Below are 22,254 nucleotides of genomic sequence, written 5' to 3'. Positions count from 1 at the left end.
GCTCATCCGCGATGATTGACGTTGTCGACCACGCTTCGCAGTGCGTCCGGGTTACGCAGGAATGGCGTGATGATGTCGACCGGAAGCGGAAACACCACGGTCGAGTTCTGGTCCGCGCCCAGCTCCAACAGCGTCTGCAGGTATCGCAACTGCAGTGACGCCGGGCTCTTCGACAGCGTCTCGGCGGCCTCACGCAGCTCGGCGGAGGCCTGGAGCTCCCCGCGGGCATTGATGACCTTCGCGCGGCGCTCACGCTCGGCTTCGGCTTCGCGCGCCATCGTCCGCTGCATCGACTCGGGTATCTCGACGTCTTTGATCTCCACCACCCGCACCTCGACGCCCCATGGCTCGGTCATCTTCTCGATGATCGTGCGCAGGTCGCTGTTGAGGTCTTAGCGGTGCGCCAGCAGCGTGTCGAGGTCGGCACGCCACAGCAGCGAACGCAACGTCGTCTGCGCGATCTGCGAGGTCGCGACAACGTAATTCTCCACCGCCAGAATTGCTTTCAGCGGATCCACCACCTGGAACATGACGACCGCGTTCACCCGGGCCGGGACGTTGTCTCGTGTGATCACCTCACCGGCGGAATCGTCAGCGTCACCAGCCGCTGATCGACTCGAATCATCTTGTCCACCAATGGGATCAGCAGCCGAAGTCCCGGGCGATACAGCGGCCGGACGTGGCCCATACGGAACACGACGCCGCGCTCGTACTCGCGCAATACCGCCAGCGACCACCCCGCGAGGACGGCCAGGACGATGATCACGCCGACGGCCACCGCGATTGCTACTCCGGGCATTGTGACTCGTCCTTCTTTCCGTCCCAGCGTACCAGCGGGTCAAATACCGATCGATCGTGGTGGCGACTTGGTCCTTGATCGCGGTGCGATGGGGCAGATGCTCGGGAGCGTTGGACGGCGTGTTCCACAGGTGGCGGGCCAGGGGCAGGCCCAGCGTCAGCACGACCAGGATCGTCGCCGCCAACACGAGCACAACGCTCACGGAGTAATCGGCGAACGACGTGGCCAGTGGCAACACGATGCCCAATGCCGCGACGCAGCAGGCGATTCCGCGATGGAATCGCCCCGCATCCGAATGCGGCCAGGGATCGACGTCGCGACTGATCTCGCGGCCGTGATCGGAGCTTATGCAATCGGCTTTGACAGGACAGCTGTTGCAGGCGATCGGCAGTGCGCGATACCGCATGACCCGGTGTTTCGGTCGAACGAACTCGGCCACCTAGCGGTGCGGGAACGGGTTAGCGTAGCCCGACTGCTGACGAGCCCAGCTGTAAGAAAGCCCAGGACTCCGCGGTCAGGAAGGTCAGCGGTATGACCTCCGCAGCGGAGAAGAACGCGCTTAACGCCATGTGCTCGACCGGGGTGCCCGAGAAGTACAGGTGGTGCATGGTGCCGATGACACCACCGGCCGAGTACAGGATGACGTCAAGGAAGATGACGACCAGCGCGATTCGTTCGCGCACCACACCCAGCAACACGAACATGTAGGCCACCATCACCGTGGTGAACAGCTCGAGGAAATCCTCGCCCCACAGGTGCACCACCCAGAACCGCCAAAAGTCGGCGACGGTGAAATGCGTATCACTGCCGGCCAGCAGCCCCACCGTGTAGAACGCCGGGATCGCCAGCCCGGAGAATGAAGAACAACCAAGGCATGTTCATCTTCGACTCGCCCTTGAGCCTCGTGCGCATGCCGCGCCAGATGACCACGATCCACGCGAACAGCCCGACGATCAGCAGGATCTGCCACAGCCGCGGCAGGTCGAGAATATTCCCACTGCTGGGAGAGGTAGCCGTGCGGGATCACGCCGTAGGTAGATAGCGCCTCACAGCTCAGCAAGCCCACCACCACCGCGACGGCGCCCAACAGCAGGTAGGCGAGTAACCCCTGGTGTTTCGGTTCGCGGTGGGAGATGAATGGCACCAGGAAAATGCCGGCGAGGAATGCCGCGGCGGTCCAGAACAAAGACAGCTGCAGGTGCCAGGTGCGGGCCAGCTTGTAGGGCAGCACCCGGGCCAGATCCAGGTCGAAAAACGTCGACAGATCCGCGCGGTAGTGTTCGGCCGCCGCGCCCAACAGCGTCTGGGCCAGGAACAGCACCGACACGACCTCGAAGAAACAGATGCAGGCCCGCTGCGCTGGTGTCAGGCTGACCTCGCCGGGCCGGCGAAACGACAGGTTCGACGCCTCGGCGCTGTGCCAGCCGACCTGCTGACTCCATCGCCCGTAGACGGCGAACATGACCCCGATGCTGCCCAGCAGCGCGACAAGCGACAACGCCGACCACACGATCATTCGGGCGGTAGGTCCGTTGTCTACGCGCGGCTCGGCCGGCCAGTTATTGGTGTAGCTGTACTTGTGCCCCGGGGCGTTCGGCGGCAGCCGCACACGCCGTCCGCGCGTAAAACGCTGTCAGATCACGGATTTACGCCTTATCCGTGATGAAGTGGCAGCAGGCCGTATTTGGTGGAGTTCTCGGCGAAGTAGGCGGCGTAATGGTCCTGGATGTGGTTGAACGCCGCGGCCTGACGGTTGGTGAACACCGGCGTTTTGGTGTCGGCGTTGTAGCGGTTGGTCCGAAATTCGCCGACCACCCGCTCGCGTGGATCGGCCACACCCTGCGCGCGCAACTGATCGGCCACATCGTTGGTGGCCAGCCGCAGATATTCGGCCGTGTAGTCGGGACCCTGGTAGGCGCCGTGCCCGAGAACCGGCCCGTACTGCATCAGGCCGCGGGACTGGAAGAGCTCCTGGCCGCGGGTGATGTCAGCCCCGGTGAACAGCGTCTGGCCCGACTCGCTGACCACCCGGTCGGCATGGGCATCGCCGTCGTGTAGGTGCGATAGGCCCAGGATGCCCATCACGAGAAATCCGAAGATCATGACCAGCGCGACGCCTTGTAGCCAACCTTTGCCGATCGGGGGGTTGTGACGATTTCTGATGAACGTTCTGCAGTGGCCATTTCGACGGCCTTTGGCCCTGATTTCCGGCATCGGCGGCCGAGCGAAACCTTTTCGGCCCCAATGCCTTATTGCTTCAGAGGGGGCCGCTCGACCCGCAAGGGACTTTCGGCCCTAACGGGCGGCCGGCCTCAGGAAGGATGATGTAACTGCGGGTTGCAGTAAACCTCAAGGAGCTCGGAAGGTCGCTGATCATGACTAGCCTGACCACTCTCGACGCCGGATTCCTCAAAGCCGAAGACGCCGACCCTCGGGTCAGCATGGCGATCGGCGGCTTGGCGGTCATTGAAGGTCCGGCGCCCGACCAAAGCGCGCTGATGCCGCGGTTCGCGGAACGGATACGCGCCTGCCCTCGGTTCGCGCAGCGGTTGCGGCTGCGCCCGTTCGACCTCGGCGCTCCCCAATGGGTGGAGGATCTCGACTTTGATATCGACTGGCACCTGCGGCGCGTGGCGCTGCCGCACCCGGGTGACGATCGGGAGTTGTTCCGGCTGGTCGCCGACTTGATGGCGAGACGCCTGGACCGCAATCGACCGTTGTGGGGGATCTGGGTGATCGAAGGTTTCGCCGACGTCCGCTGGGCGATGCTAACCAAAATCCAACACTGCATGGCCGACGGGATTGCGGCCGCCCACATGCTCGCCGGCCTGTGCGACGACCGGGTCGGCGATAGTTTCGCGCGCGCGATATCAAGGCCTCTAAAGAGGCAAAAAGACCAAAAAGACTGCGTCAAAGTCAATCCACTGTCTGTGTTCAGCGGGCTGTGGAACACGTCGACCGCGCTGGCCGCGGGAGCAGCCCGGGCGGCTGTGGGCGCCACCGAGATAGCCGTCGGACTGTTGCGTCCGTCCGTGTCGCCGCTAAACGGCTCGATCGGTGATTTGCGCCGCTACAGCGGGGCTCGGGTCCCGCTGGCCGAGATCGAACAGGTGTGCCGGGCTTTTCGGCGTGTGTTCCCGGTCTCGCCGATCGCCATGCAACTGCGCACCGCCGTTGCGATGCTCAGCTACGTCGACGATCTGTTCATCGGGATCCTGGCGGACTACGACGTCATGGCCGACATCGACGAGCTGAACCGCGGCATCGAGGCTGCGGTGGCTCGGCTGGCGGCGATCAGCAAGCGGTGCAAGGTGCGTCACGCGCGCGGACCATTGGCCGGATCGCCTGGGCGATGCACCGGCGGTTGACGGGCACCGACGCTCGCGAGCTCGACGCGTTGCTCGCCGGCTGACAGACTCGGTCGAGGTCAGGCGACGGTGGCGTGGGGATCCGGCTCGGGGCCGAATGTGAAGTGGCGTCCGGTGATATCGGTCGGGATCACCCGCACGTAGTGCTTCTTGACCGTGGCTGTCCAGGGTCTCAGTTCGGCGCGTTCGGCTTCGCCAATCTCCGCCGCGGTGCGCAACAGCCGTGCGCGCCCCCGCACGATCACACTCCAGCCCTCGGTGGCATCGTGGTCGTCGGCCTCGAACACCACCACGTTGCTTGCTACCGCGGAAAACAGTTTGGTGCCCTCGGCGGTGCGAAACAGCACGGTTCGGTTTTGCACCACATAGTTCACCGGGAAAATCTCTGGCTCACCGGCGAAGCTGGTCACCAGCCGGCCCAGGGCGACGCCGCCCAACCTGCGCCAGCTCTCGTCCTCGGACAGTACGACGGCAGGTTCGTCGGTCATCGTGCTCACCCTCTCGCGTCGCGCACCGGTTCCGCCGACCTCGACGCTACGGTGCACCGCGAACCGGCAGTAGGGTCCTAGGTCAACTCGGCGGGACCGCCGGCGGCCTACCATGGCGGCGTGTGGGAATTCGGTTTGCTGATCCTCCTTGTCACCGTTTTGGGGATGCTGCTTGCTCAGCGATTCATCCCGCGCGGGCCGCGCGGTGAGCAGCTGAGCGGCACCCTGCTGGTGACCGGGGTGAGCCCGCGGCCGGACGCCACCGGCGAGCAGTACGTCACGATTACCGGCGTCATCAACGGGCCGACCGTCAACGAGCACCCGGTGTACTGGCGGATGGTGGTCGACGTCGACGACTGGCCGACCATGGGTCAACTGCGCCCGGTGGTGTATTCGCCGAAGAACCCAGACAACTGGCGCTTCACCCCGCCCGAAGCGCCTGAACCGCCCGCAGGTTAGCCGGCGGGACAATGACCCCACTTACGGGAATCCCGCCGATCGCTCCCAATGCGATGTTGGCGGTGCCTTAGCTTACCAGCTTACGGTTGAAGTCGGTGCGGGCGCCGTCAGCATTCTGTTGATTGATACGGCGGTCAGCAGGCTCTGAACGCTCGTAATCAGTGCGACGGTGATGATGCCCGTGGCGACGGTTCCCCAGTTGCCATCAGGCAGCGCCGGTGGACGCAACACATCCAGGATCCGAGCCCTCAAGGGCGACGCGTGACACGTGAAAGGCAGCACCAGCGAGATAACTGTCACCGTCACTATGGCAACCAGTGGGCCCGGAACACGCGACGCTGGGGCCGGAGCCCGCCGCTACGCAATCAGAGTGATGATCACCAGGACGCCCGAGGAGCACCCCGGGCCGATGCGTATCGAGCACTTGTCTAGGTAGTTTGACCAGGTTGCGCCAGACCGTGCTTTTGGATTTTCTGCCCAGCAACACATGGACTTGTTGTAGCGCAATGGTTATGCCGATGCCGGCCAGCATTGCGTGCACCAACGACGGGCGCGATCGCCAGAGCTAATCGCGCAACCCGGCAAAAGCCCAACACCAACTCACGCCAGCTTCCGCCATGGCGATGAAACATACTGTCAGCCAACCAAAGTCGTAAATGAGATCGGCTACTATGACAGTAAGCTCGCCGCGGGAACGCTCACCTGCGGGGGGCAATCCACCAACGGATCCCGCAACGATACCACCGACGATCGCGGGGATCAGCCCGGCGAGAGGGGGCGCGTTTGACGCGATCGCGATCCCCAGCGACAGAGGCAACGAAACGAGAAGAACCACCAGCGACGCCGGTAGGTCGTATAGAATCGCCTATATTGACAAAAGAAGTCTCCCCTCTTGAACTGATCGCCCTGGTCCGGCGCGGGTTGCAGCGGAGAATTAGCCGGATCGTGTCGGCCAAGCGACGCGCAGCGGAGGTGACCCAACAATCGAGGCGTAACCGATGACACGCGCCGTAAGTGAGCAGTTTGGTTGCGAGAAACCGGATCCGAGTGCCGGTCGATGGCAACTTCGCAGCGATGGACGGGTCGATCTAGCGATGTCACGCATAGCGGATCTACATCATTTCCGTTTGTCTTAACGTCATCGGCCACATCGGTTAGGGCCGGCCGAGTTTACCATCACCAAACCCGGGCAGAGGCGGACCCCGTTACCTGTCGGCGCCGAACTTCGCACACCGTTTGCGACTGATATGTATCATGTGTGCCATAAACGTCGTATATGGTCCATTTTCGACGCGCCGTGTTGTGGCTAGGTCGCAGCTGCCTTGCTGTGCGTAAAGCGCAAGCCATCGATGTCGTTTCGGCTATGGGCGCTGCACCGACATGTGCTGTTAGTCGCAATCGCAGGGTGAGAGGCCGGTGACGACGTGCGTGAGCTACGAAGGGCGAACCGGCCATGCTGGCCGGCCGCAGCAGCACCCGATTATATGAAGCTGGAGGTTGCGGTGAGGATCTCATCCTTCGCGAGGCGTGCCTGAAGGCGTACCGTCGCTTGGTCTCTAGGCTCACATACACGCTATCGTGGTGGCGACTGCTTTTCTGTGCTTGTTGGCCATAACGGTGGTTTGCGTGGGAATTTCGTCGTGGCCGTTAACGATCGGTCACGAACGGCCGTCCCAGACTCCCCGGCAGCACGGGTTCTCCTTGTGTGTACGACCGGCGACTACGCGCCTATGATCTTTCGGGCGCCCGACTACATAGGCATGGACATCGAAATGGCCTACGCGTTCGCATCGCATTTGAACCGAGTCGCGTCGTTCGTCAGTACGACGTGGAAGTCCCTGATGGCAGACATCAATACACCGGGGTAAATGCGATATCGCCCATGGGGGAATCTCCCGCACGCTCGCTCGTGCGCAGAGGGCCGAAACCAGTCGGCCCTATCTGAGCACCGGTAAGACGGCGTTGACCACAACGGTAAACGCAGATCGCTTCCATCGGATCGATCAGATCAACCAGCAGGGCGTCCGCGTGATCGAGAACGCTGGCGGTACTAACCAGCATTTCGCGGAACGGACCTTGCCCAACGCGATCCTCACCATATGGCGGGACAACCTCACGATGTTCGGTGAGCTCATAGCCGGCCGGGCCGATGTGATGATCACAGACGCTGTCGAGGCGATATACCAAGCCATGGCACATCAGGAACTGGTTGCCGTCCATCCGGATCGGCCGTTCACCATCGACTACAAGGTATACCTGCTGCCTAAGGCAAGCAGACTCATCGGGCGGACAAACCAGTGGCTCGCCGAAATCCTCATAGACGGGACCATCAACGCCATCTACCGTCGGTGGACGACACACTCACGGTAATTGTGGTGACGAAATTTGGCTGGTAAAGGCTCATGAGTCTCAATCCCCCCACAATCAATCCGTCAGGCCAACACGGTAGACCTTACGGTCGATTTGCCCGAACCGAGAGCGCGAAAGCGGCAGACAAGCAGTCCATTTCGATGATGTCCGTAGCGGCGCCGGCCTCGCGGCAGGCATCGCGCTGGCAGGTCCCGCCCTTGCGGCACAGCGTTCGATAAGTCTGTCATTGCGGCCAAATTGCGCTGCGGGTTCGTCGACAGTGGCGCTCGCCGAACGAAACAATCCGATGGGAAGATACGTGTGCCAGAGGTCGGCGTGGGTAGCGACAACTGGGATGGTGTGGGTTTTGCGTGGGCCACCACCCCCGGAGACACGTTTGCTTGCATTATCGATCCCAGCTGGCATTCTTTAGCCATGGCAGGCAATGAGATCGATCCGATCCGGGCGAAAAGCGCGTTCGCGGTGATCAGGCAGCATCCGGTCCTGGTGCTGTTCGCGGTGTCGCCCGCGCTCGCGGTGCTGGCGGTCATAGGGAGGGTAGCGGGTGCCGGGTGGGCGATCGCGGTGGTCCTCGTCCTGCTGCTCGCTGGCGCCGGTCTCATTGTTGTCAGGCGATGAATCGAGTTCAGCGGCAACAGGATTGAGGTCATCCGCGGCCGACGCGCAACAACTCGGCGAGGTTGGGCAGCTTGACGCGCGGCCGCCCGTGCGGCTCGCCGGCCGCGCGCTCGTGGGCGTCGATGATCTTCCAATGCGCGGAGGTGATCAGTTGCGGCTGGTGCGAGGCCAGCCACTCGGCCAGCTTGTCGGCGTGGTCGTCGGGGAAGTCGGACCGTTGCGTCACGCCGGTCAAATCCGCGATCAAGGTGTCCACGGTGCCCTGGGAATCCTTTTTGTTGGTGCCGATCACACCGGTCGGACCGCGCTTGATCCACCCGACGACGTATTCGTTGCGTCGGCCCGTGACCCGGCCGTCGGTGTTCGGTATAGTCGCACTCGTCTCGTCGAACGGCAGCCCGGGCGTGGGCACGCCGCGATATCCGACCGAGCGCACGACGAGCTGAACGGGCAGTTCCTCGCGTTCCCCGGTGTCCTTGGCCGACACGCGTCCGCTCGAGTCGGTGACCAACTCGTTGCGGCCGAGCACGATCGCCTCGACCTGGTTCTTGCCCTTGATCTCGATGGGTGACGTCAAGAACCGGAAGACCATCCGCCGGTGTCCTGGCCGCGGTTCGCGGCTGGCGTACTCACGCAGCACCTTGATGTTCTGCTTGGTGGTCTTCCCGGCAGCCTCCGCATCTTCGTCGCTAATGCCTTCCAGCGCAGCGGGATCGACGATGATGTCGACACCTTCCAGGTCGGCCAGCTCGCGCAACTCCAGCGTGGTGAACGCGGTCTGCAGGGGCCCGCGCCGTCCGAGAATGACGACTTCTTCGACGCCTCGCGGGCGCAGCGAAGTCAGCGCGTGGTCGGCGATGTCGGTGACGGCGAGCGCGTCGGGGTCGGTGATCAAAATGCGTGCGACGTCCAGCGCAACGTTGCCGTTGCCGATCACGACGGCCCGCGAGCCCGACAAATCGGGGGAGATCTCCGCGAAGTTCGGGTGCGCATTATACCAGCCCACAAAGTCGACCGCGGCGAAGCTGCAGGGCAGGTCCTCGCCGGGAATGTTGAGCGACCGGTCGGACTGGGCGCCGACCGCGTAGATCACCGCGTCGTATTGTTCGGCCAGCTCCGCCGCCGCGACATGCTCGCCGACGGCCACGTTGCCGAAGAAACGGAAGCGGGGATCGCTGGCGATTTTCTCGAACTTCTTGCTGATCGACTTGATCTTGGGGTGGTCGGGCGCAACCCCGGAGCGCACCAGGCCCCACGGCGTCGGCAACATCTCGAGCATGTCGACTGCGACGTCGAATTCGTCGGTCGAATCGGCCGCATTCAGCAAAGACGCTGCGGCGAAGAATCCCGACGGTCCGGAACCGACGATCGCGACGTGAAATGGACGCATAACCAACTCTTCTGTTTATGCCCGGCTGCGACGCAAGGGCTGAAAAACGGGCTGAGCGTCGCAGTTGCGGGCGCACATGGATGGTGACTCGATGCTAGACGCTGAACCCTCACAGGTCGGTGAACCGCCTCGGGTCCCGACCTGAGCCATCGCTGCAACCCGGGGCGCCGGTAACGTGGGCGGCTGTGGATCCCGACCGTCAAGCCGACCTCGCCGCCCTCGACTCTGCCCTGACCACGGTGGAGAGGGTGCTCGACGTCGACGGTCTACGCAGCCGCATCGAGAAGCTCGAGCAGGAGGCGTCCGACCCGAAACTGTGGGACGACCAGGCTAATGCGCAGCGCGTGACCAGCGAGCTGTCGCACGCCCAGGGCGAGTTGCGGCGCATCGAACAGCTGCGGCAACGGGTCGACGATCTGCCGGTGCTTTACGAGCTGGCCGCCGAGGAGGGTGCCGCCGACGCGTTGGCCGAGGCCGACGCCGAGCTCAAGGCCCTGCGCGCCGACATCGAGGCCGCCGAGGTGCGCACCTTACTGTCCGGAGAATACGACGAGCGTGAAGCGCTGGTCACCATCCGCTCCGGCGCGGGCGGGGTGGACGCCGCGGACTGGGCCGAGATGCTGATGCGGATGTATATCCCGGTGGGCCGAGCAGCACCACTACAACGTCGAGGTGTTCGACACGTCGTACGCCGAGGAGGCCGGCATCAAAAGCGCCACAATTGTCGTGCACGCCCCGTTTGCCTACGGCACCCTGTCGGTCGAACAGGGCACCCATCGACTGGTCCGGATCAGCCCGTTCGACAACCAAAGCCGACGTCAGACCTCGTTCGCCGAAGTCGAAGTGCTGCCGGTGGTGGACACCACCGATCACATCGACATTCCCGAGGGCGATGTGCGGGTGGACGTCTACCGGTCCAGCGGTCCGGGGGGTCAGTCGGTGAACACTACCGACTCCGCGGTCCGGCTGACCCACATACCCACGGGTATCGTCGTGACTTGCCAGAACGAGAAGTCGCAACTGCAGAACAAGGTTTCTGCGATGCGGGTGCTACAGGCAAAACTGTTGGAGCGCAAGCGGTTAGAGGAACGCGCGGAGCTGGACGCGCTGAAGGGCGAGGGTGGCAGCTCCTGGGGCAACCAGATGCGCTCCTACGTACTGCACCCGTATCAGATGGTCAAGGATCTGCGGACCGAGTACGAGGTCGGCAATCCCGCGGCCGTCCTCGACGGAGACATCGACGGGTTCCTGGAAGCGGGCATCTGGTGGCGCCACCAAAAAGATGACGACTAACACCACCTTCATGGCCTCAACCACGGCGCTGGGCTGGCACGACTTCTGGCGCGGTGAGATGGGGCAGTGGATCATCACCCGTGGTTTGCGGATCGGCATGGTGCTGATCGGCGCGGTGCTGGCCGCCCGATTCGTCAACTGGGTGGCCCAGCAGGTGACCCGGCAGCTCGACGTTGGCTTCGCCGAGAGCGACGCGCTGGTGCGCTCGGAGGCCACCAAGCACCGCCAGGCCGTGGCGTCGGTCATCTCCTGGGTGTCGGTCGTGATCATCGGCATCTGGGTCATGCTGCAGATCGCCGACATCCTGCAGTTCTCGGCGGGCGGGCTGGTCGCGCCCGCCACGGTCGTGGGGGCGGCCCTGGGTTTCGGCGCCCAGCAGCTGGTGAGGGACTTACTTTCCGGCTTCTTCATCCTGGTGGAGAAGCAGTACGGATTCGGTGACCTGGTGACGCTCACTGTCGTTTCAGCGACGGAAGCCAGCGGCACGGTCGAGAAGGTGACGTTGCGGGTGACCCGATTGCGCTCCCCGGATGGGGAGGTGGTGACGATCCCCAACGGGCAGATCGTCAAGGTGGTCAACCTGTCGAAGGATTGGGCCCGTGCGGTCGTGGACATTCCGGTGTCCACCAACGCCGACCTGAACTGGGTCAACGAGGTCCTGCACCAGGAATGCGACCGTGCGATGGACAACCCGGTGCTGGGTGAGTTGCTGCTCGACCCGCCGACCGTGATGGGTGTGGAAAGCATTGAGATCGACACCGTCACATTGCGCGTCGTGGCCCGCACCTTGCCGGGCAAGCAGTTCGAGGTCGGCCGGCAGCTGCGTGTGCTGGCGATCCGGGCGCTCGCCCGCGTCGGGATCGTCACGGCCGCCGACGCCAAGATCGGCTTGGTTGACGGCCCGGGTGTGGAGGCCGCCCAAGCCCAAGCCCAGGCCCAAGGCGACGCGGACAGCACGGCGGTGCAGCGCGGGTGAAATTCACCGTGAGCATCTTCGAGAAGCGCGGCGAAAATACGCAACAACGCTGGAGCCACCTCTTCGGTGGACGGGTGCGCACGTCGACACTGATATTGATCGTGGCGTTCCTGTCGATGTGGTGGGTCTACGACACCTACCGGCCGGAGCCGGTCAAGCCGCCGCAAGTGGTGCCGCCGGGCTTCGTGCCCGACCCCAACTACACCTTGGTACCGCGCACCCGGGTGGAGGCGCCTCGGCCGACGACGCCCACCTTCGTGCCCATGCCGACCACGACGGTGCCGCCTAGCCCGACCACCACGCTGCCGCCGACCCCGCCGTCGACGTCGACCTCGCCACCGCCGTTTCAGCTGCCCTGCCTGCTGCCGCCGCCCTTCTGTGCGCCCAGCTCAAGCCCCACACCGCCGCCTCCACAGCAACCGGTACCGGGCCCGGGACCGACGGCCACCACGCCGCCACCGGCGAGCTGATCTTCGCGGCGCAGCGAAATTCACCGCTACACTGGCGTGCCGTGATGATCACCCTCGACCATGTCAGTAAGAAGTACAAAGCGTCGGCGCGCCCGGCACTGGAGGACGTGACCGTCAAAATCGACAAGGGTGAATTCGTCTTCCTGATCGGCCCGTCGGGATCGGGCAAGTCGACGTTCATGCGGTTGTTGCTGGCGGCGGAGACACCCACCACCGGTGACGTGCGAGTGTCGAAGTTCCACGTCAACAAACTGCCCGGGCGGCATGTGCCCAAGCTGCGTCAGGTGATCGGGTGCGTCTTCCAGGACTTTCGTCTGCTACAGCAAAAGACGGTGTATGAGAATGTCGCCTTCGCCCTGGAGGTCATCGGTAAGCGCGCCGATCAGATCAACCGGGTGGTGCCCGAGGTGCTCGAGACCGTCGGCCTGTCGGGCAAATCCAACCGGTTGCCCAACGAGCTGTCCGGAGGCGAGCAGCAGCGGGTGGCGATTGCGCGGGCGTTCGCTAACCGGCCGCTGGTTCTGCTGGCCGACGAGCCCACCGGAAACCTCGACCCGGACACCAGCAACGACATCATGGATCTGCTCGAGCGGATCAACCGCACCGGGACGACGGTGCTGATGGCCACGCACGACCACCACATCGTCGATTCGATGCGTCAGCGCGTCGTGGAGCTGTCGCTGGGCAGACTGGTTCGCGATGAGCAGCGCGGCGTGTATGGGATGGATCGCTAGTGCGCCTTGGCTTTCTGCTCAATGAGGTACTGATTGGGCTTCGCCGCAATGTCACGATGACGGTCGCCATGATCCTGACGACCGCGATCTCGGTCGGTCTGTTTGGCGGTGGACTGTTGGTCGTCCGGTTGGCCGAGCACTCGCGCGCCATCTACCTCGACCGTGTCGAGACGCAGGTGTTCCTCACCGAAGACGTGTCCGCGAATGATCCGTCCTGCGGCACCAATCCGTGCAAGGCGCTGCGGGAAGCCATCGAAAAGCGCCAAGACGTCAAATCGGTTCGCTTCCTCAATCGTCAAGACGCCTACGACGATGCGATCCGAAAGTTCCCGCAGTACAAGGACGTTGCCGGAAAGGATTCGTTCCCTGCCTCGTTCATCGTCAAGTTGAACAATCCCGAGCAACACAAGGACTTCGACTCCGCGATGCAGGGCCAGCCCGGCGTGCTGTCGGTGCTCAATCAGAAGGACCTGATCGACCGGCTGTTCGCTGTGCTGGACGGCCTGAGCAGCGTCGCGTTCGTGGTGGCGTTGGTGCAGGACATCGGCGCAATCCTGTTGATTGCCAACATGGTACAAGTCGCCGCGTATACCCGGCGTACCGAGATCGGGGTCATGCGGCTGGTGGGAGCGAGTCGCTGGTACACCCAGCTACCGTTTCTGGTGGAAGCGATGCTGGCCGCGGGTGTGGGTGTGGCGATCGCGGTCGCCGGCCTGCTCGTGGTGCGCGAGCTGTTTTTGGACAACGCGTTAAACCAGTTTTACCAAGCCAATTTGATAGCGCGCGTTGACTACGCCGACATCCTCTACATCTCCCCGATGCTATTTTTGCTCGGCGTGTCGATGGCAGGGTTGACCGCATATGCCACGCTGCGCCTGTACGTATGGCGTTAGCTGTGGCCAACAAGTCCAATGCCGGCAAGGCGGGTCGTGGCCAGCGTGACAGCAAAAAGATCGTCGCCACCAATCGCAAAGCCAGGCACAACTATTCGATTGTGGAGTCCTTCGAGGCCGGAGTTGCTTTAGTCGGTACCGAGGTGAAGAGCCTGCGGCAGGGGCAGGCCTCGCTGGCCGATGCTTTCGCAACCGTCGACGACGGTGAAGTGTGGTTGCGTAACTTGCACATTCCGGAGTACGAGCACGGTAGCTGGACCAATCACGATCCGCGTCGCAAACGAAAGTTGTTGTTGCACAGGCGTCAGATCGACACCCTGATTGGAAAGATTCGTGATGGTAACCTCACCTTGGTGCCGCTTTCGTTGTACTTCTCCGAGGGCAAGGTCAAGGTGAAGCTCGCGCTAGCGCGAGGAAAGCAGGCACACGACAAACGCCAAAACCTCGCCCGCCGTGATGCCCAGCGTGAAGTACTGCGCGAGCTGGGACGCCGAGCAAAGGGTATGAACTGATCGGAGTCGCGTACGCGCAGCTGTCCGCCGTTTCGTACGGGGTCAGCGATTTCGTGGGCGGCGTGGCAACACGGCGGGTCGCGGCGCTGCGCGTGATGCTGGCGGCGTACCCGGTCGAGGCCCTGCTGCTCGGGTTGCTGGCCTTTACGGTCGGTGGACCGATCCATTCTGGCGCCATCTTCTGGGTTGTCTGTACGGCGTCGGTCAGGCGTTCGGCATGTGGGCGTTTTACGCGGCATTGGGGGCGGGGCCGATCTCGGTGGTCGCGCCGCTCGCCGGCGTGCTCAACGCGGCCGTGCCGGTCGCCGTCGGTGTCGCGCTGGGGGAGCGGCCCGGCCCGGCGGCCTCGGGCGGGCGTCGGCATGGCCATCGTCGCGGTGATGCTGGTCAGCCGGGAGGCGAACGGTGACGGGCCGAGCCGGTTTCGGTTCACACCGAAAGTCGCCAGCCTGACCACCCTGGCCGGGTGCGCATGGGCTGGACCCGATGTTCCTGCACCAATCGCCGCACGACTCCAAGCTCTGGCCGCTGATGTTCGCGCTGCTGTCGGCCACCGTGGTGATCACCATACTCGCCGCATCGCGCCGGACCCTGCGGCTTCCGCAGGGGAAGTCGTTGAGGCTGGCGCTGGCCATTGCTCTGCTGGACATCTGCGCTTTGTTCACCCAATTGATTGCCGTGCAGTCCTGGCTGCTGTCGCTGGCCAGCATCATAATCTCGTTGTCCCGCCGCCACGGTCGTGCTGGCGATGATCGTGCTGCGCGAACGGGTGACGCGCTGGCAGGGAATCGGCATGGTGATGGCGATGGGGTCGGTGGCCATGATCGCCGCCAGCTGACGGATCGGGACTAACGTCGGCCCAACAATAAGCCTAGCATCCGACCATGGCTCCTCGTGCAGTCACCACACTCGATAAATCCGAAGTGCTGGACGGACTGTTCACAATCTGGGACTCCATCGACGCGCTGCTCGCCGGGCTGTCGGAAAGCCAGTGGCGGGCCGCGACCCCGCTGCCGGACTGGGACGTGCAGGCCGTGGTATCGCACATCAATTGGCACCGAGTCGTTTCTTCAAAGCGTCGCGCCGCCCAAGCTGGACATCGACGTCAACACACTCGACCACGTGCGCAACGCGGTGGGCGCGATGAACGAGTGCTGGGTGCGCCATCTCACGGGGCAACCGGTCCGGCCGCAGGGCATCGAACTCGGCGGAGATGAGAATCTGGCCGCTCAAATTGTTGAGCGACTGAACTTCGTTATCTGACAACGTATTTGGAGCGCTTTGGCGCGATTTGAATCGTATATCACATCTAGGCATGTTGGCCCTGGTGCCGCGTTGGATAGCCGAAAACAGGAGCGCGCTTCGCGCCGACCACAAAATCCAACATAGGAGGCCATGTAGGTATGACTGCACCCGACACGACAAGATTGCTCGCACAACTTCGCACGCTGCTAAATCTGACCTTTACCGAGATCCAGATCGCGGAGACCCGCGTCGCGCAGGCGCGCACCGAGGCGGTCCGCCGCGAGCTCACCCAGAATGCGGCTAATGGCCGGCAAACGCGTCGAGGCGATCGAGGCGACCATCCGCGACTTCTGCGGTTTCCCCGACGTGATCGGCCCGTTCCTGGGCCGCGCCGCGGTCGCGGTGAAAGCACTGACCGAGCAGGCCGAACCGTTCGACGAGGCGTTGCTGGGTGACCTGGCGCTCGAAGACCAGCTGCTGGACCGCGCCCGGTACACCAAGGCGCTGGCCGTCGCCGCGGAGAAGCATGCGATCGTCGACCTCGCCGACCGGCTGATCACCGCGCACGCGGTGACCGTGGACTGGCTGACCACCGTGCTGGCCGAGGACGCCCTGGGCGGCCCGGCGGCCTTGCGCCGCACCCGCTGCAGGCGGCGGCCGGCGTTACGGTGAAGCTGGTCAACCTGCCGTTCACCTGGTCAGCCCTCAACGACCTGGTCAAGCGCGGCAACAATGCCGGGAAGATCGCTTCCAACGCGTTGTCCGCCTCGTAAAAACGCCGCCCCTGCGTGCGGCCGAGCGGGTCACCCGTTCCGAGGGTGCGGACCTCGCGGCCGACGCATTGCACTCGGGCCGCGAGTCCGTTGGCGTGCTGGAGCCGCACGAGCTGCCGATCCCCGACTACGATGACCTCAACATCACTGAGGCGGTGGCCGCGATCAAGGACCTGACCTCGCCGAAGGACGTTCGGGTGATCGTCGCCTACGATGAGGCCAACAAGAACCGGCAGCGCATCGTGTCTGCCGCGCAGACCCGCGTGGCCGCCATCGCCCAGGACGTCGTGGGCATTAAGTGACGAGCTAGACGGGCGCATGTCGCCGAGCGCACCGGGCACCCCTCGCCGTCCTCAGACCGGGGGTGCCCGGTTTGGCCGTGCCCCGGGGAGAGCGGCGTGGAACCTAATTGCTTGCTGCTCGTTAGTGCAGCCGTAGAATGAAGTGTGCGGCCGAAAATCGGTCATGCACGAAAACACAAGACAAGGGGCTGAACGGTTTCGACTTCGCGCATCGAATCAAGGGAAGCGTGCCGGTGCAGGCAAGAGACCACCGTAAGCGTCGTTGCAACTATATAAGCGCCGATTCAAATCAGCGCGACTACGCTCTCGCTGCCTAAGCGACAGCTAGTCTGTCGGGCCGGGAACGCCCTCGACCCGGACCCCGGCATCAGCTAGAGGGATCACCGATGAGTTCGGTCGCGGGACTCATCGGGACACTCACAGCGACGGGGATCGTCATCCTGGCTAGTTCGCGCGACCAGGAGATCCGAGCAGAGGCATAGCGAACTGCGCACGGAGAAGTCTTGAGGGAATGCCGTAGGACCCGGGTTCGATTCCCGGCAGCTCCACAAACATTAGGTACATGCCGCACCAGAGCGCTCTCGTCGCTGAGGCAGAATGGCGCTTGCTGAGATCGGACCAAAACTCGGTGATGAACTTCGCAGCACAACGAGGAGCTCTCATGATCTGTCGCCGTGTTGCTGGGGCGCTCGGCGCGGTCGCGGCGGCGGTCGTCATTCCCGTCCCGGCCCAGGGTGCGCCGCCGACGAAATGCCTGACCAACACGCAAACGGGCAAGCAGGTCTACGTGCCCTGCGATCTGCTCAACGCCGGCGCGAACTTCCCGCCGGGGCAGCGTTGTCCTCTGCCGCTCGATCAGTACCCGAAAGATGTGGCGGACTGGTGTGGCGTAGGGCCGGGCCTGGCCAGCACCACGCCCACAAGTCCTATCAGCCCGACGACCCCGAGACTTCCACCGTCCCTCGCGGTCGACGAGCCCGACGACTTCCACGAGCAGTACGACGCCGACGACTTCTACGACGCCGCCGAGTTCTGCAACCACCACGATTGCCACAAGCCCGGCGGCTCCGGGCGATGCAGGATGACCACGATTACGTTGCGTCTGACGCGCTTTGACCACTGCCATTAGTGTTGATTCTTGGGTGGCGAATTTATCGAGATCCGGATAACCCACCCCCGGGAATTGACCCAGCCGACGCGCGAAGCTCTCCACCCGCGGCTGCTGGACTGGCAGGTCGACGCCAAGGGCACGCACGTTGCGCTGCGCTACCGTATAACCCGCTACGAGCAGGACGTCCAACCGCGGTGGTGGTTAGACGGCACCGGCCAGCACCCCTGGACCAGCGATGACGTCGAGTACCTCAAAGGACGTCGCCGAGTACCACACCGCCCGGGGCTGTTGCGTCGGCAGCGATGGCAGCCCAAGAGCATGTACAACGGCCAGGAGCCGCCGCTGTGGCTGGGTGGCCGAGGGTGGTCCTGACGAGAACGAGAACTAGGCACAGGTGTACTGACCACAAACGTTAGGTACGGCGTGGCGTGGTGACATGAAGAAGACCTCCGAGTGGACCGCGAGCTGTCTGGGAACGCTTTCCACCCTCGGAGGTCTTCTTCATGTCCCACCGTATTGTCAGAAACCGGCCTTCTGCGGCTGGCGCGTTGTGTTGTCGAGGAAGGATGGTTGCTGCGGCGGGCTGCTGAGCGGTTTCAGGGCGCGGTCGCCACGGCCCAGCGGTGGGCCTGTCGGTATCGCGAACTGGGCCCAGCTGGGGATGGCCGATCGCAGCTCACGACCGCACCGCAGCCCCAATCAAACACCTACACGTACGGAACGACGGATCATCAAAGTCCGGGTTATCCGTCGCTGGGGTCCAGCCCAAATCGGATATTTTCTGGGCATTCATCCCTCGACCGTGCACCGGGTGCTGATACGCCACGGGGTCGCCCGACTGCGTTGGCTGAACCGCTGTACCGGGCGGGTCGTACGCCGTATTGAGTCCGCAGCGGCCGGTGATCTGGTCCACGTCGATGTCAAGAAGCTCGGTAGGGTTCCCGCCGGCGGTGGATGGCGAAAGCTTGGCCGAATGCGCATCAGCGCCCCTCGATGCTCATCGCGCTGCGATATGCGGTCTTGGCTTCGGCGATTCCAATCGGGAATCGTTGGGCAGAGACATTCACCCGTGGGTCTCCCGGCAGTACGTCGGCCTTATCGATTGAGGCCACGAGTTGGCCAACAGTACACCGGATTACGACCGGTGAAACGAGCCATCATCGTCGCCACGTTGGCGGGTGTAGCCGACTGTCGTGTCCATGCCGAAACTGGCGCTGGCCTCCCGAAGCGGTTGACTTCCGACCACTAAAGACTGCGAGGGTTGAAGTGGATGGTAAGCCGATGGCTTGAACGGAGCTCACCACGCCGCCCGTACTGTCATCTTGGTTCGCCACGGCGGTGCTGTACTTTTGGAAAGCATGCCCCTATCCGACTTGGTCAAGCGGCGTGTCCGGCACGCTGTGGTGAGGTTCCTGCGCGCAACTGTCAACTCTGAACGGCTCTCCCTACAGGTCAAACGAGCAATTCTCACTAGAGGACCGAGCGTGCTTGGCGCGCTTGACCTCGCATCCGATGACACCCCGATCGAATGCGACTACGGAAGTAAGTTCGTCGCCAGTGACTCCATGAAAAATTATCTATTGCGGGTGCGCGGCGTCTATGAACCAGTGTTGTCGGAGTTCATCGTCCACCACATAAAACCAGGCGACGTGTGCGTAGATGCCGGCTCGAATATTGGTTACTTCACAATGCTTCTCGCCCAGCGCGTCGGCCGTGGGGGAAAGGTGATCTCGATTGAGGCCGGCCCCGACACTGTCCGTCGGTTGCGCACCAACATCGACCTGAATGGCGTCGGGGACATCGTCACGGTGGTGAGTGCCGCGTGTTCCGACCACAAAGGGCGCCTGACGTTCCATGTGCACCCGAAGCAAGATGGTTGGTCTCGGGTACGCCCACTAGGTGCTGGGGACCCCTATCGAGACTTCATGGGTGATGAATGGATCCCGGTTGATGTGCCGGCGGACACCCTGGCTGGTCTTGTTGGTGACGACACCTCGCGAGTATCGTTCATCAAGATAGACATTGAAGGCGAAGAAGCTGTGGTGGCCCCGCGGGTTCCCGCCGACTTCCCACACCCCGACCTGGTGGTAGCGATGGAGGTGCGGGCGCCCTTCGAGGAAGTATTGCAGCCATTCGCCGACCAGGGCTTCCACGTGTATGACCTGAACAACGACTATCTGTGGTTGTTTGAACGTAAAACTCGTGCGCTGACCGTCGCTAGCTACGACGCGTTCGACGGACGGGAACAGGTCGATGTGCTGCTCAGCCGCAAGCCACTAGACCTGGCCGCGCTTAATAGCTGACGGCTTCCAGCTCGAGTTGCGCGGCCACGGCCGCATCCACCGCCGATCTGGGTGAGGCGAACGCAGCACAGACACCGTGTGCTTGAACAACCAGCCCCCATGCGCCCCGATCGCCCCGGCGCAACACCTGGTCGTGGGCCGCCAACGCCGCTCGCATCTTCTCGGTGTCGGCTTCCCACCGACGAGTAGAGCCCTCCACGTCGATGAACAGAAAGGTCACCACCCCGGTGGGTGGCACCCCTGTATGCACTCGCAAAGAATGCCACACAAAGCCCTGTTCAGAGCGGCGATTGCCACGGATGTGGTCATCGTCGGTGGCGGCCCGGTCGCTGACCGGCAGTACCACCGTGACGGACTTTCCGTCCGACTGCACCCGGCCGATCCGTCGTGCCATGCGAGCCATGAAGTCGACGAAAAGCGTTTTGCTGCTTGCGTTGAGACTGCGCGCCCGCTCTTCCCATGCCGCGGCGTCGGTGTGCACGGTCACCGCGGGCAGCCAGGTTGTCGGCACCGCAGAGACGGCGCAGGCCAGAAACACTTGCGGTGCGAAGTCAATTCGCCGCTGCAGCCCGGTCTGGGACTCGAAATAGTAGACATAGGTCGCTTCTCGTTGGTCGCCAGCGAGTCCGGGAAAATCACCTTAGCCGGCCTAGCAACGCCTTCGCCGTCGGCGCGTGACGTTATGTTCACGCGCAAGTGGTCGATTGCGCGTCTAGTATGCGAACACCACTACCAGACTGGCAACATGCCAAGCCGGGCAGATCGGTGCGATACTCCCAAGCACATCTAGCGACCTAGGACACCTATGACCGACCTCGATCAGACCTCCTCGGACGGAACGTCAGCCAGCGTGCGCGTCGAACTGGTCGAACCCACGCGCACCGGGATGCAGGCCGCCGCGCTGCAGCGGGCAATCGCCGATCACCTGCGCTACTCGATCGGCCCGCCCGGCCGCCGTACTGCGGCCCGAGCATTACTACCGGGCCCTCGCGCTGGCCGTGCGGGACCGCATGCAGGACCGCCGGGTGGCCTCGACGCAGACCTCCCTCGACCTGGGCCGCAAGGTGACCTGCTACCTGTCCCTGGCTCTGGACTCGGCCTTCGCATCCGGTCCGACGGCGTCCTCGAGGTCGAAAATCAGCACGTCGGCGGGCAGCGACTTGCCCTTTTCAAGTGCTCGATCTTTGTTGCCGGGTAGGTAGAGAGCGGATCGGGCGCGGCGTCGGTGCCATGCCCGATAGCACATAACAGCCCGCTTTCGTCGAATCCCGGGTGGTAATAGCCGCCCCGCCGGGCGGGAATCGTCGGGGTTTTATTCGGACAATTGTCGTCAGTCGACGGAACCGAAAGGTTGGTCCGTGGCAAACTGATCGCCGAGGTTTATGCTGATATCCGCGGCATAATTCCGACCGAAAAGAGTTAGGTCGAAGCACGAGCACGGACAGAATCAACCGCGGTATCTTGCTGGCCGTCGTGGTGCTCGGAACGATCGCCTACAATCGCCCTCTACGACAACGCCTCAACCAACTTCAGGCTGTATGTGCCGCGCTGTGTGTGGCGGCCGTGTTGTGGCTGGTCGTCGTGGACGCGGTGAGCCATCACAAACCCCGCAGACACTGAAGCCGACGGATGATCGCGTGACGATGACGGCGCTGGGAAGTTTCGGCACGCCCGTAGCGTTACCCGTCGCGTGACACCACCGGGCCTTCACGAAGGTGAACTGACGGCATAACGGCGCGCCGGCGTCGAAGGCGCCGAAAACGGCTGGAAAATATGTTGCGCGCAAACCGCCTACACGCAGGTGTCAAGCAATTTCTCTCCACGCAGCGTTTCGCCGCGCTGACCGGACGTGATCACACGGGCGGCCTGTGGGTATCCCCATATCCGGATTATCCACGGCGCCGACGGCATCGTGCAGATTTCGGCGATGCCGCGCGACGGTGATCCCCTGCACCGAATTGCGGCGGGCCAGCAGATCGGGTTGATCGCCATCGATTTCGCCACCCGGCGCCGGATGCGCATCAACGGCACCCTGCTCGAACGAAGCGACACTGCCATGTCGATCGGGGTCTAGCAGGCATACGGGAACTGCCCGCAGTACATCCACCGCAGCGACGTCAACGTCTCGGCGATCACGGCGTCCTCTGGCA

General features: G+C 63.4%; 18 protein-coding genes, 1 other RNA gene and 10 pseudogenes. 21 read left to right on the top strand and 8 right to left on the bottom strand.

The features are described from left to right. Nucleotides 1–2 precede the first annotated feature (2 nt). The 3 pseudogenes from FQ389_RS01105 to FQ389_RS01095 all read right to left on the bottom strand — a co-directional run. Nucleotides 3–799: pseudogene (locus FQ389_RS01105) on the bottom strand (SPFH domain-containing protein). Nucleotides 800–830: 31 nt separating this feature from the next. Then, nucleotides 831–1,237 (bottom strand): annotated as a pseudogene (locus tag FQ389_RS18530) (hypothetical protein); the annotation flags it as partial. Nucleotides 1,238–1,241: 4 nt separating this feature from the next. Continuing rightward, nucleotides 1,242–2,902 (bottom strand): annotated as a pseudogene (locus FQ389_RS01095) (cbb3-type cytochrome c oxidase subunit I); the annotation flags it as partial. A gap of 272 nt (nucleotides 2,903–3,174) precedes the next feature. Here FQ389_RS01095 and FQ389_RS01090 point away from each other — a divergent pair. Further along, entirely contained in the window at nucleotides 3,175–4,167 is a 993-nt protein-coding gene (locus FQ389_RS01090) for a wax ester/triacylglycerol synthase domain-containing protein (RefSeq protein WP_144205825.1), read from the top strand. A 59-nt stretch (nucleotides 4,168–4,226) separates the two neighbouring features. On the opposite strand, the gene FQ389_RS01085 is transcribed toward FQ389_RS01090, so the two are convergent. After that, on the bottom strand, nucleotides 4,227–4,655 hold the full coding sequence (locus FQ389_RS01085; RefSeq protein ID WP_144205824.1) for a pyridoxamine 5'-phosphate oxidase family protein: 429 nt from the start codon (nucleotides 4,653–4,655) through the stop codon (nucleotides 4,227–4,229). A gap of 120 nt (nucleotides 4,656–4,775) precedes the next feature. Here FQ389_RS01085 and FQ389_RS01080 point away from each other — a divergent pair, with 120 nt between their 5' ends. Further along, a complete protein-coding gene (locus FQ389_RS01080) occupies nucleotides 4,776–5,114 on the top strand; it encodes a hypothetical protein (protein ID WP_144205823.1) in 339 nt (112 codons plus the stop codon). 205 nt (nucleotides 5,115–5,319) lie between these two features. Here the strand turns inward: FQ389_RS01080 and FQ389_RS01075 are convergent. Next, a pseudogene (locus tag FQ389_RS01075) lies at nucleotides 5,320–5,976 on the bottom strand (SulP family inorganic anion transporter). A 736-nt stretch (nucleotides 5,977–6,712) separates the two neighbouring features. Here FQ389_RS01075 and FQ389_RS21875 point away from each other — a divergent pair. From FQ389_RS21875 to FQ389_RS21870, 3 genes are all read left to right on the top strand, one after another. Further along, complete coding sequence (locus FQ389_RS21875; protein WP_407662718.1) at nucleotides 6,713–6,982, top strand: transporter substrate-binding domain-containing protein; 270 nt, start codon at nucleotides 6,713–6,715, stop codon at nucleotides 6,980–6,982. Next, entirely contained in the window at nucleotides 6,969–7,484 is a 516-nt protein-coding gene (locus FQ389_RS01070) for a transporter substrate-binding domain-containing protein (protein ID WP_144205822.1), read from the top strand. Before FQ389_RS21875 ends, FQ389_RS01070 begins: the two co-directional genes overlap by 14 nt. A 300-nt stretch (nucleotides 7,485–7,784) precedes the next feature. Beyond that, the gene (locus tag FQ389_RS21870; protein ID WP_407662717.1) at nucleotides 7,785–8,102 is read left to right on the top strand and encodes a hypothetical protein; all 318 of its coding nucleotides are present in this window, start codon (nucleotides 7,785–7,787) and stop codon (nucleotides 8,100–8,102) included. 28 nt (nucleotides 8,103–8,130) lie between these two features. On the opposite strand, the gene FQ389_RS01060 is transcribed toward FQ389_RS21870, so the two are convergent. After that, nucleotides 8,131–9,492 carry an FAD-dependent oxidoreductase gene (locus FQ389_RS01060; RefSeq protein ID WP_144205821.1) on the bottom strand — a complete coding sequence of 454 codons (1,362 nt, stop codon included), beginning with the start codon at nucleotides 9,490–9,492 and terminating at the stop codon, nucleotides 8,131–8,133. 185 nt (nucleotides 9,493–9,677) lie between these two features. Here FQ389_RS01060 and prfB point away from each other — a divergent pair. From prfB to FQ389_RS00990, 14 genes and pseudogenes are all read left to right on the top strand, one after another. Further along, nucleotides 9,678–10,785, top strand: a protein-coding gene (gene prfB, locus FQ389_RS01055) for a peptide chain release factor 2 (RefSeq protein WP_144205820.1) whose coding sequence is annotated in 2 segments (ribosomal slippage) — nucleotides 9,678–10,130 and nucleotides 10,132–10,785 — 1,107 coding nt in all. Because the reading frame shifts where the segments join, the coding sequence is not laid out codon by codon here. After that, nucleotides 10,775–11,761 carry a mechanosensitive ion channel family protein gene (locus FQ389_RS01050; RefSeq protein WP_144205819.1) on the top strand — a complete coding sequence of 329 codons (987 nt, stop codon included), beginning with the start codon at nucleotides 10,775–10,777 and terminating at the stop codon, nucleotides 11,759–11,761. Before prfB ends, FQ389_RS01050 begins: the two co-directional genes overlap by 11 nt. Next, entirely contained in the window at nucleotides 11,758–12,231 is a 474-nt protein-coding gene (locus tag FQ389_RS01045; protein ID WP_144205818.1) for a hypothetical protein, read from the top strand. The genes FQ389_RS01050 and FQ389_RS01045 overlap by 4 nt, the downstream gene beginning before the upstream one ends. Before the next feature lie 44 nt (nucleotides 12,232–12,275). Next, nucleotides 12,276–12,965 carry a cell division ATP-binding protein FtsE gene (gene ftsE, locus FQ389_RS01040; protein ID WP_144205902.1) on the top strand — a complete coding sequence of 230 codons (690 nt, stop codon included), beginning with the start codon at nucleotides 12,276–12,278 and terminating at the stop codon, nucleotides 12,963–12,965. Beyond that, nucleotides 12,965–13,858, top strand: coding sequence for a permease-like cell division protein FtsX (ftsX, locus tag FQ389_RS01035; RefSeq protein ID WP_144205817.1), 894 nt, complete (start codon nucleotides 12,965–12,967; stop codon nucleotides 13,856–13,858). The genes ftsE and ftsX overlap by 1 nt, the downstream gene beginning before the upstream one ends. A 2-nt stretch (nucleotides 13,859–13,860) precedes the next feature. Beyond that, nucleotides 13,861–14,370, top strand: coding sequence for an SsrA-binding protein SmpB (gene smpB, locus FQ389_RS01030; protein WP_260860348.1), 510 nt, complete (start codon nucleotides 13,861–13,863; stop codon nucleotides 14,368–14,370). Nucleotides 14,371–14,462: 92 nt separating this feature from the next. After that, nucleotides 14,463–15,208: pseudogene (locus FQ389_RS01025) on the top strand (EamA family transporter). Between the two features lie 46 nt (nucleotides 15,209–15,254). Next, entirely contained in the window at nucleotides 15,255–15,587 is a 333-nt protein-coding gene (locus FQ389_RS01020; RefSeq protein ID WP_144205815.1) for a maleylpyruvate isomerase N-terminal domain-containing protein, read from the top strand. Nucleotides 15,588–15,773: 186 nt separating this feature from the next. Further along, nucleotides 15,774–16,690: pseudogene (locus FQ389_RS01015) on the top strand (ferritin-like domain-containing protein). Nucleotides 16,691–16,874: 184 nt separating this feature from the next. Then, nucleotides 16,875–17,241, top strand: a transfer-messenger RNA (tmRNA) gene (gene ssrA, locus FQ389_RS01010). Between the two features lie 110 nt (nucleotides 17,242–17,351). After that, complete coding sequence (locus FQ389_RS01005) at nucleotides 17,352–17,819, top strand: hypothetical protein (protein WP_144205814.1); 468 nt, start codon at nucleotides 17,352–17,354, stop codon at nucleotides 17,817–17,819. Between the two features lie 9 nt (nucleotides 17,820–17,828). After that, entirely contained in the window at nucleotides 17,829–18,173 is a 345-nt protein-coding gene (locus tag FQ389_RS01000) for a hypothetical protein (RefSeq protein WP_144205813.1), read from the top strand. A gap of 144 nt (nucleotides 18,174–18,317) precedes the next feature. Continuing rightward, nucleotides 18,318–18,774, top strand: a pseudogene (locus tag FQ389_RS00995) (helix-turn-helix domain-containing protein); the annotation flags it as partial. A 511-nt stretch (nucleotides 18,775–19,285) separates the two neighbouring features. Continuing rightward, nucleotides 19,286–20,104, top strand: coding sequence for an FkbM family methyltransferase (locus FQ389_RS00990; protein ID WP_186296220.1), 819 nt, complete (start codon nucleotides 19,286–19,288; stop codon nucleotides 20,102–20,104). Nucleotides 20,105–20,411: 307 nt separating this feature from the next. Here the strand turns inward: FQ389_RS00990 and FQ389_RS21040 are convergent. Continuing rightward, nucleotides 20,412–20,594 (bottom strand): annotated as a pseudogene (locus tag FQ389_RS21040) (hypothetical protein); the annotation flags it as partial. A gap of 396 nt (nucleotides 20,595–20,990) precedes the next feature. Here FQ389_RS21040 and FQ389_RS00980 point away from each other — a divergent pair. Further along, nucleotides 20,991–21,219 (top strand): annotated as a pseudogene (locus tag FQ389_RS00980) (hypothetical protein); the annotation flags it as partial. On the opposite strand, the pseudogene FQ389_RS00975 reads toward FQ389_RS00980, so the two are convergent. Further along, a pseudogene (locus tag FQ389_RS00975) lies at nucleotides 21,189–21,350 on the bottom strand (aldolase/citrate lyase family protein); the annotation flags it as partial. The pseudogenes FQ389_RS00980 and FQ389_RS00975 sit on opposite strands and share 31 nt — an antisense overlap. A 603-nt stretch (nucleotides 21,351–21,953) precedes the next feature. Here FQ389_RS00975 and FQ389_RS18520 point away from each other — a divergent pair. Then, nucleotides 21,954–22,178, top strand: a complete 225-nt coding sequence (locus FQ389_RS18520) for a hypothetical protein (protein WP_260860344.1) — start codon at nucleotides 21,954–21,956, stop codon at nucleotides 22,176–22,178. The last annotated feature ends 76 nt before the right edge of the window (nucleotides 22,179–22,254 follow it).

Source organism: Mycobacterium tilburgii (assembly GCF_902168065.1).
Taxonomy (GTDB): Bacteria; Actinomycetota; Actinomycetes; order Mycobacteriales; family Mycobacteriaceae; genus Mycobacterium; species Mycobacterium tilburgii.
This window is presented reverse-complemented; position numbering and strand designations above follow the sequence as displayed.

Bases quoted from the DNA above. Each gene is read 5' to 3' on its own strand.
- FQ389_RS01005 (WP_144205814.1), top strand. From the start codon at position 17,352: ATGATCTGTCGCCGTGTTGCTGGGGCGCTCGGCGCGGTCGCGGCGGCG.
- FQ389_RS01050 (WP_144205819.1), top strand. From the start codon at position 10,775: ATGACGACTAACACCACCTTCATGGCCTCAACCACGGCGCTGGGCTGG.
- FQ389_RS01090 (WP_144205825.1), top strand. From the start codon at position 3,175: ATGACTAGCCTGACCACTCTCGACGCCGGATTCCTCAAAGCCGAAGAC.
- FQ389_RS01060 (WP_144205821.1), bottom strand. From the start codon at position 9,492: ATGCGTCCATTTCACGTCGCGATCGTCGGTTCCGGACCGTCGGGATTC.
- FQ389_RS01085 (WP_144205824.1), bottom strand. From the start codon at position 4,655: ATGACCGACGAACCTGCCGTCGTACTGTCCGAGGACGAGAGCTGGCGC.
- ftsE (WP_144205902.1), top strand. From the start codon at position 12,276: ATGATCACCCTCGACCATGTCAGTAAGAAGTACAAAGCGTCGGCGCGC.
- FQ389_RS01020 (WP_144205815.1), top strand. From the start codon at position 15,255: ATGGCTCCTCGTGCAGTCACCACACTCGATAAATCCGAAGTGCTGGAC.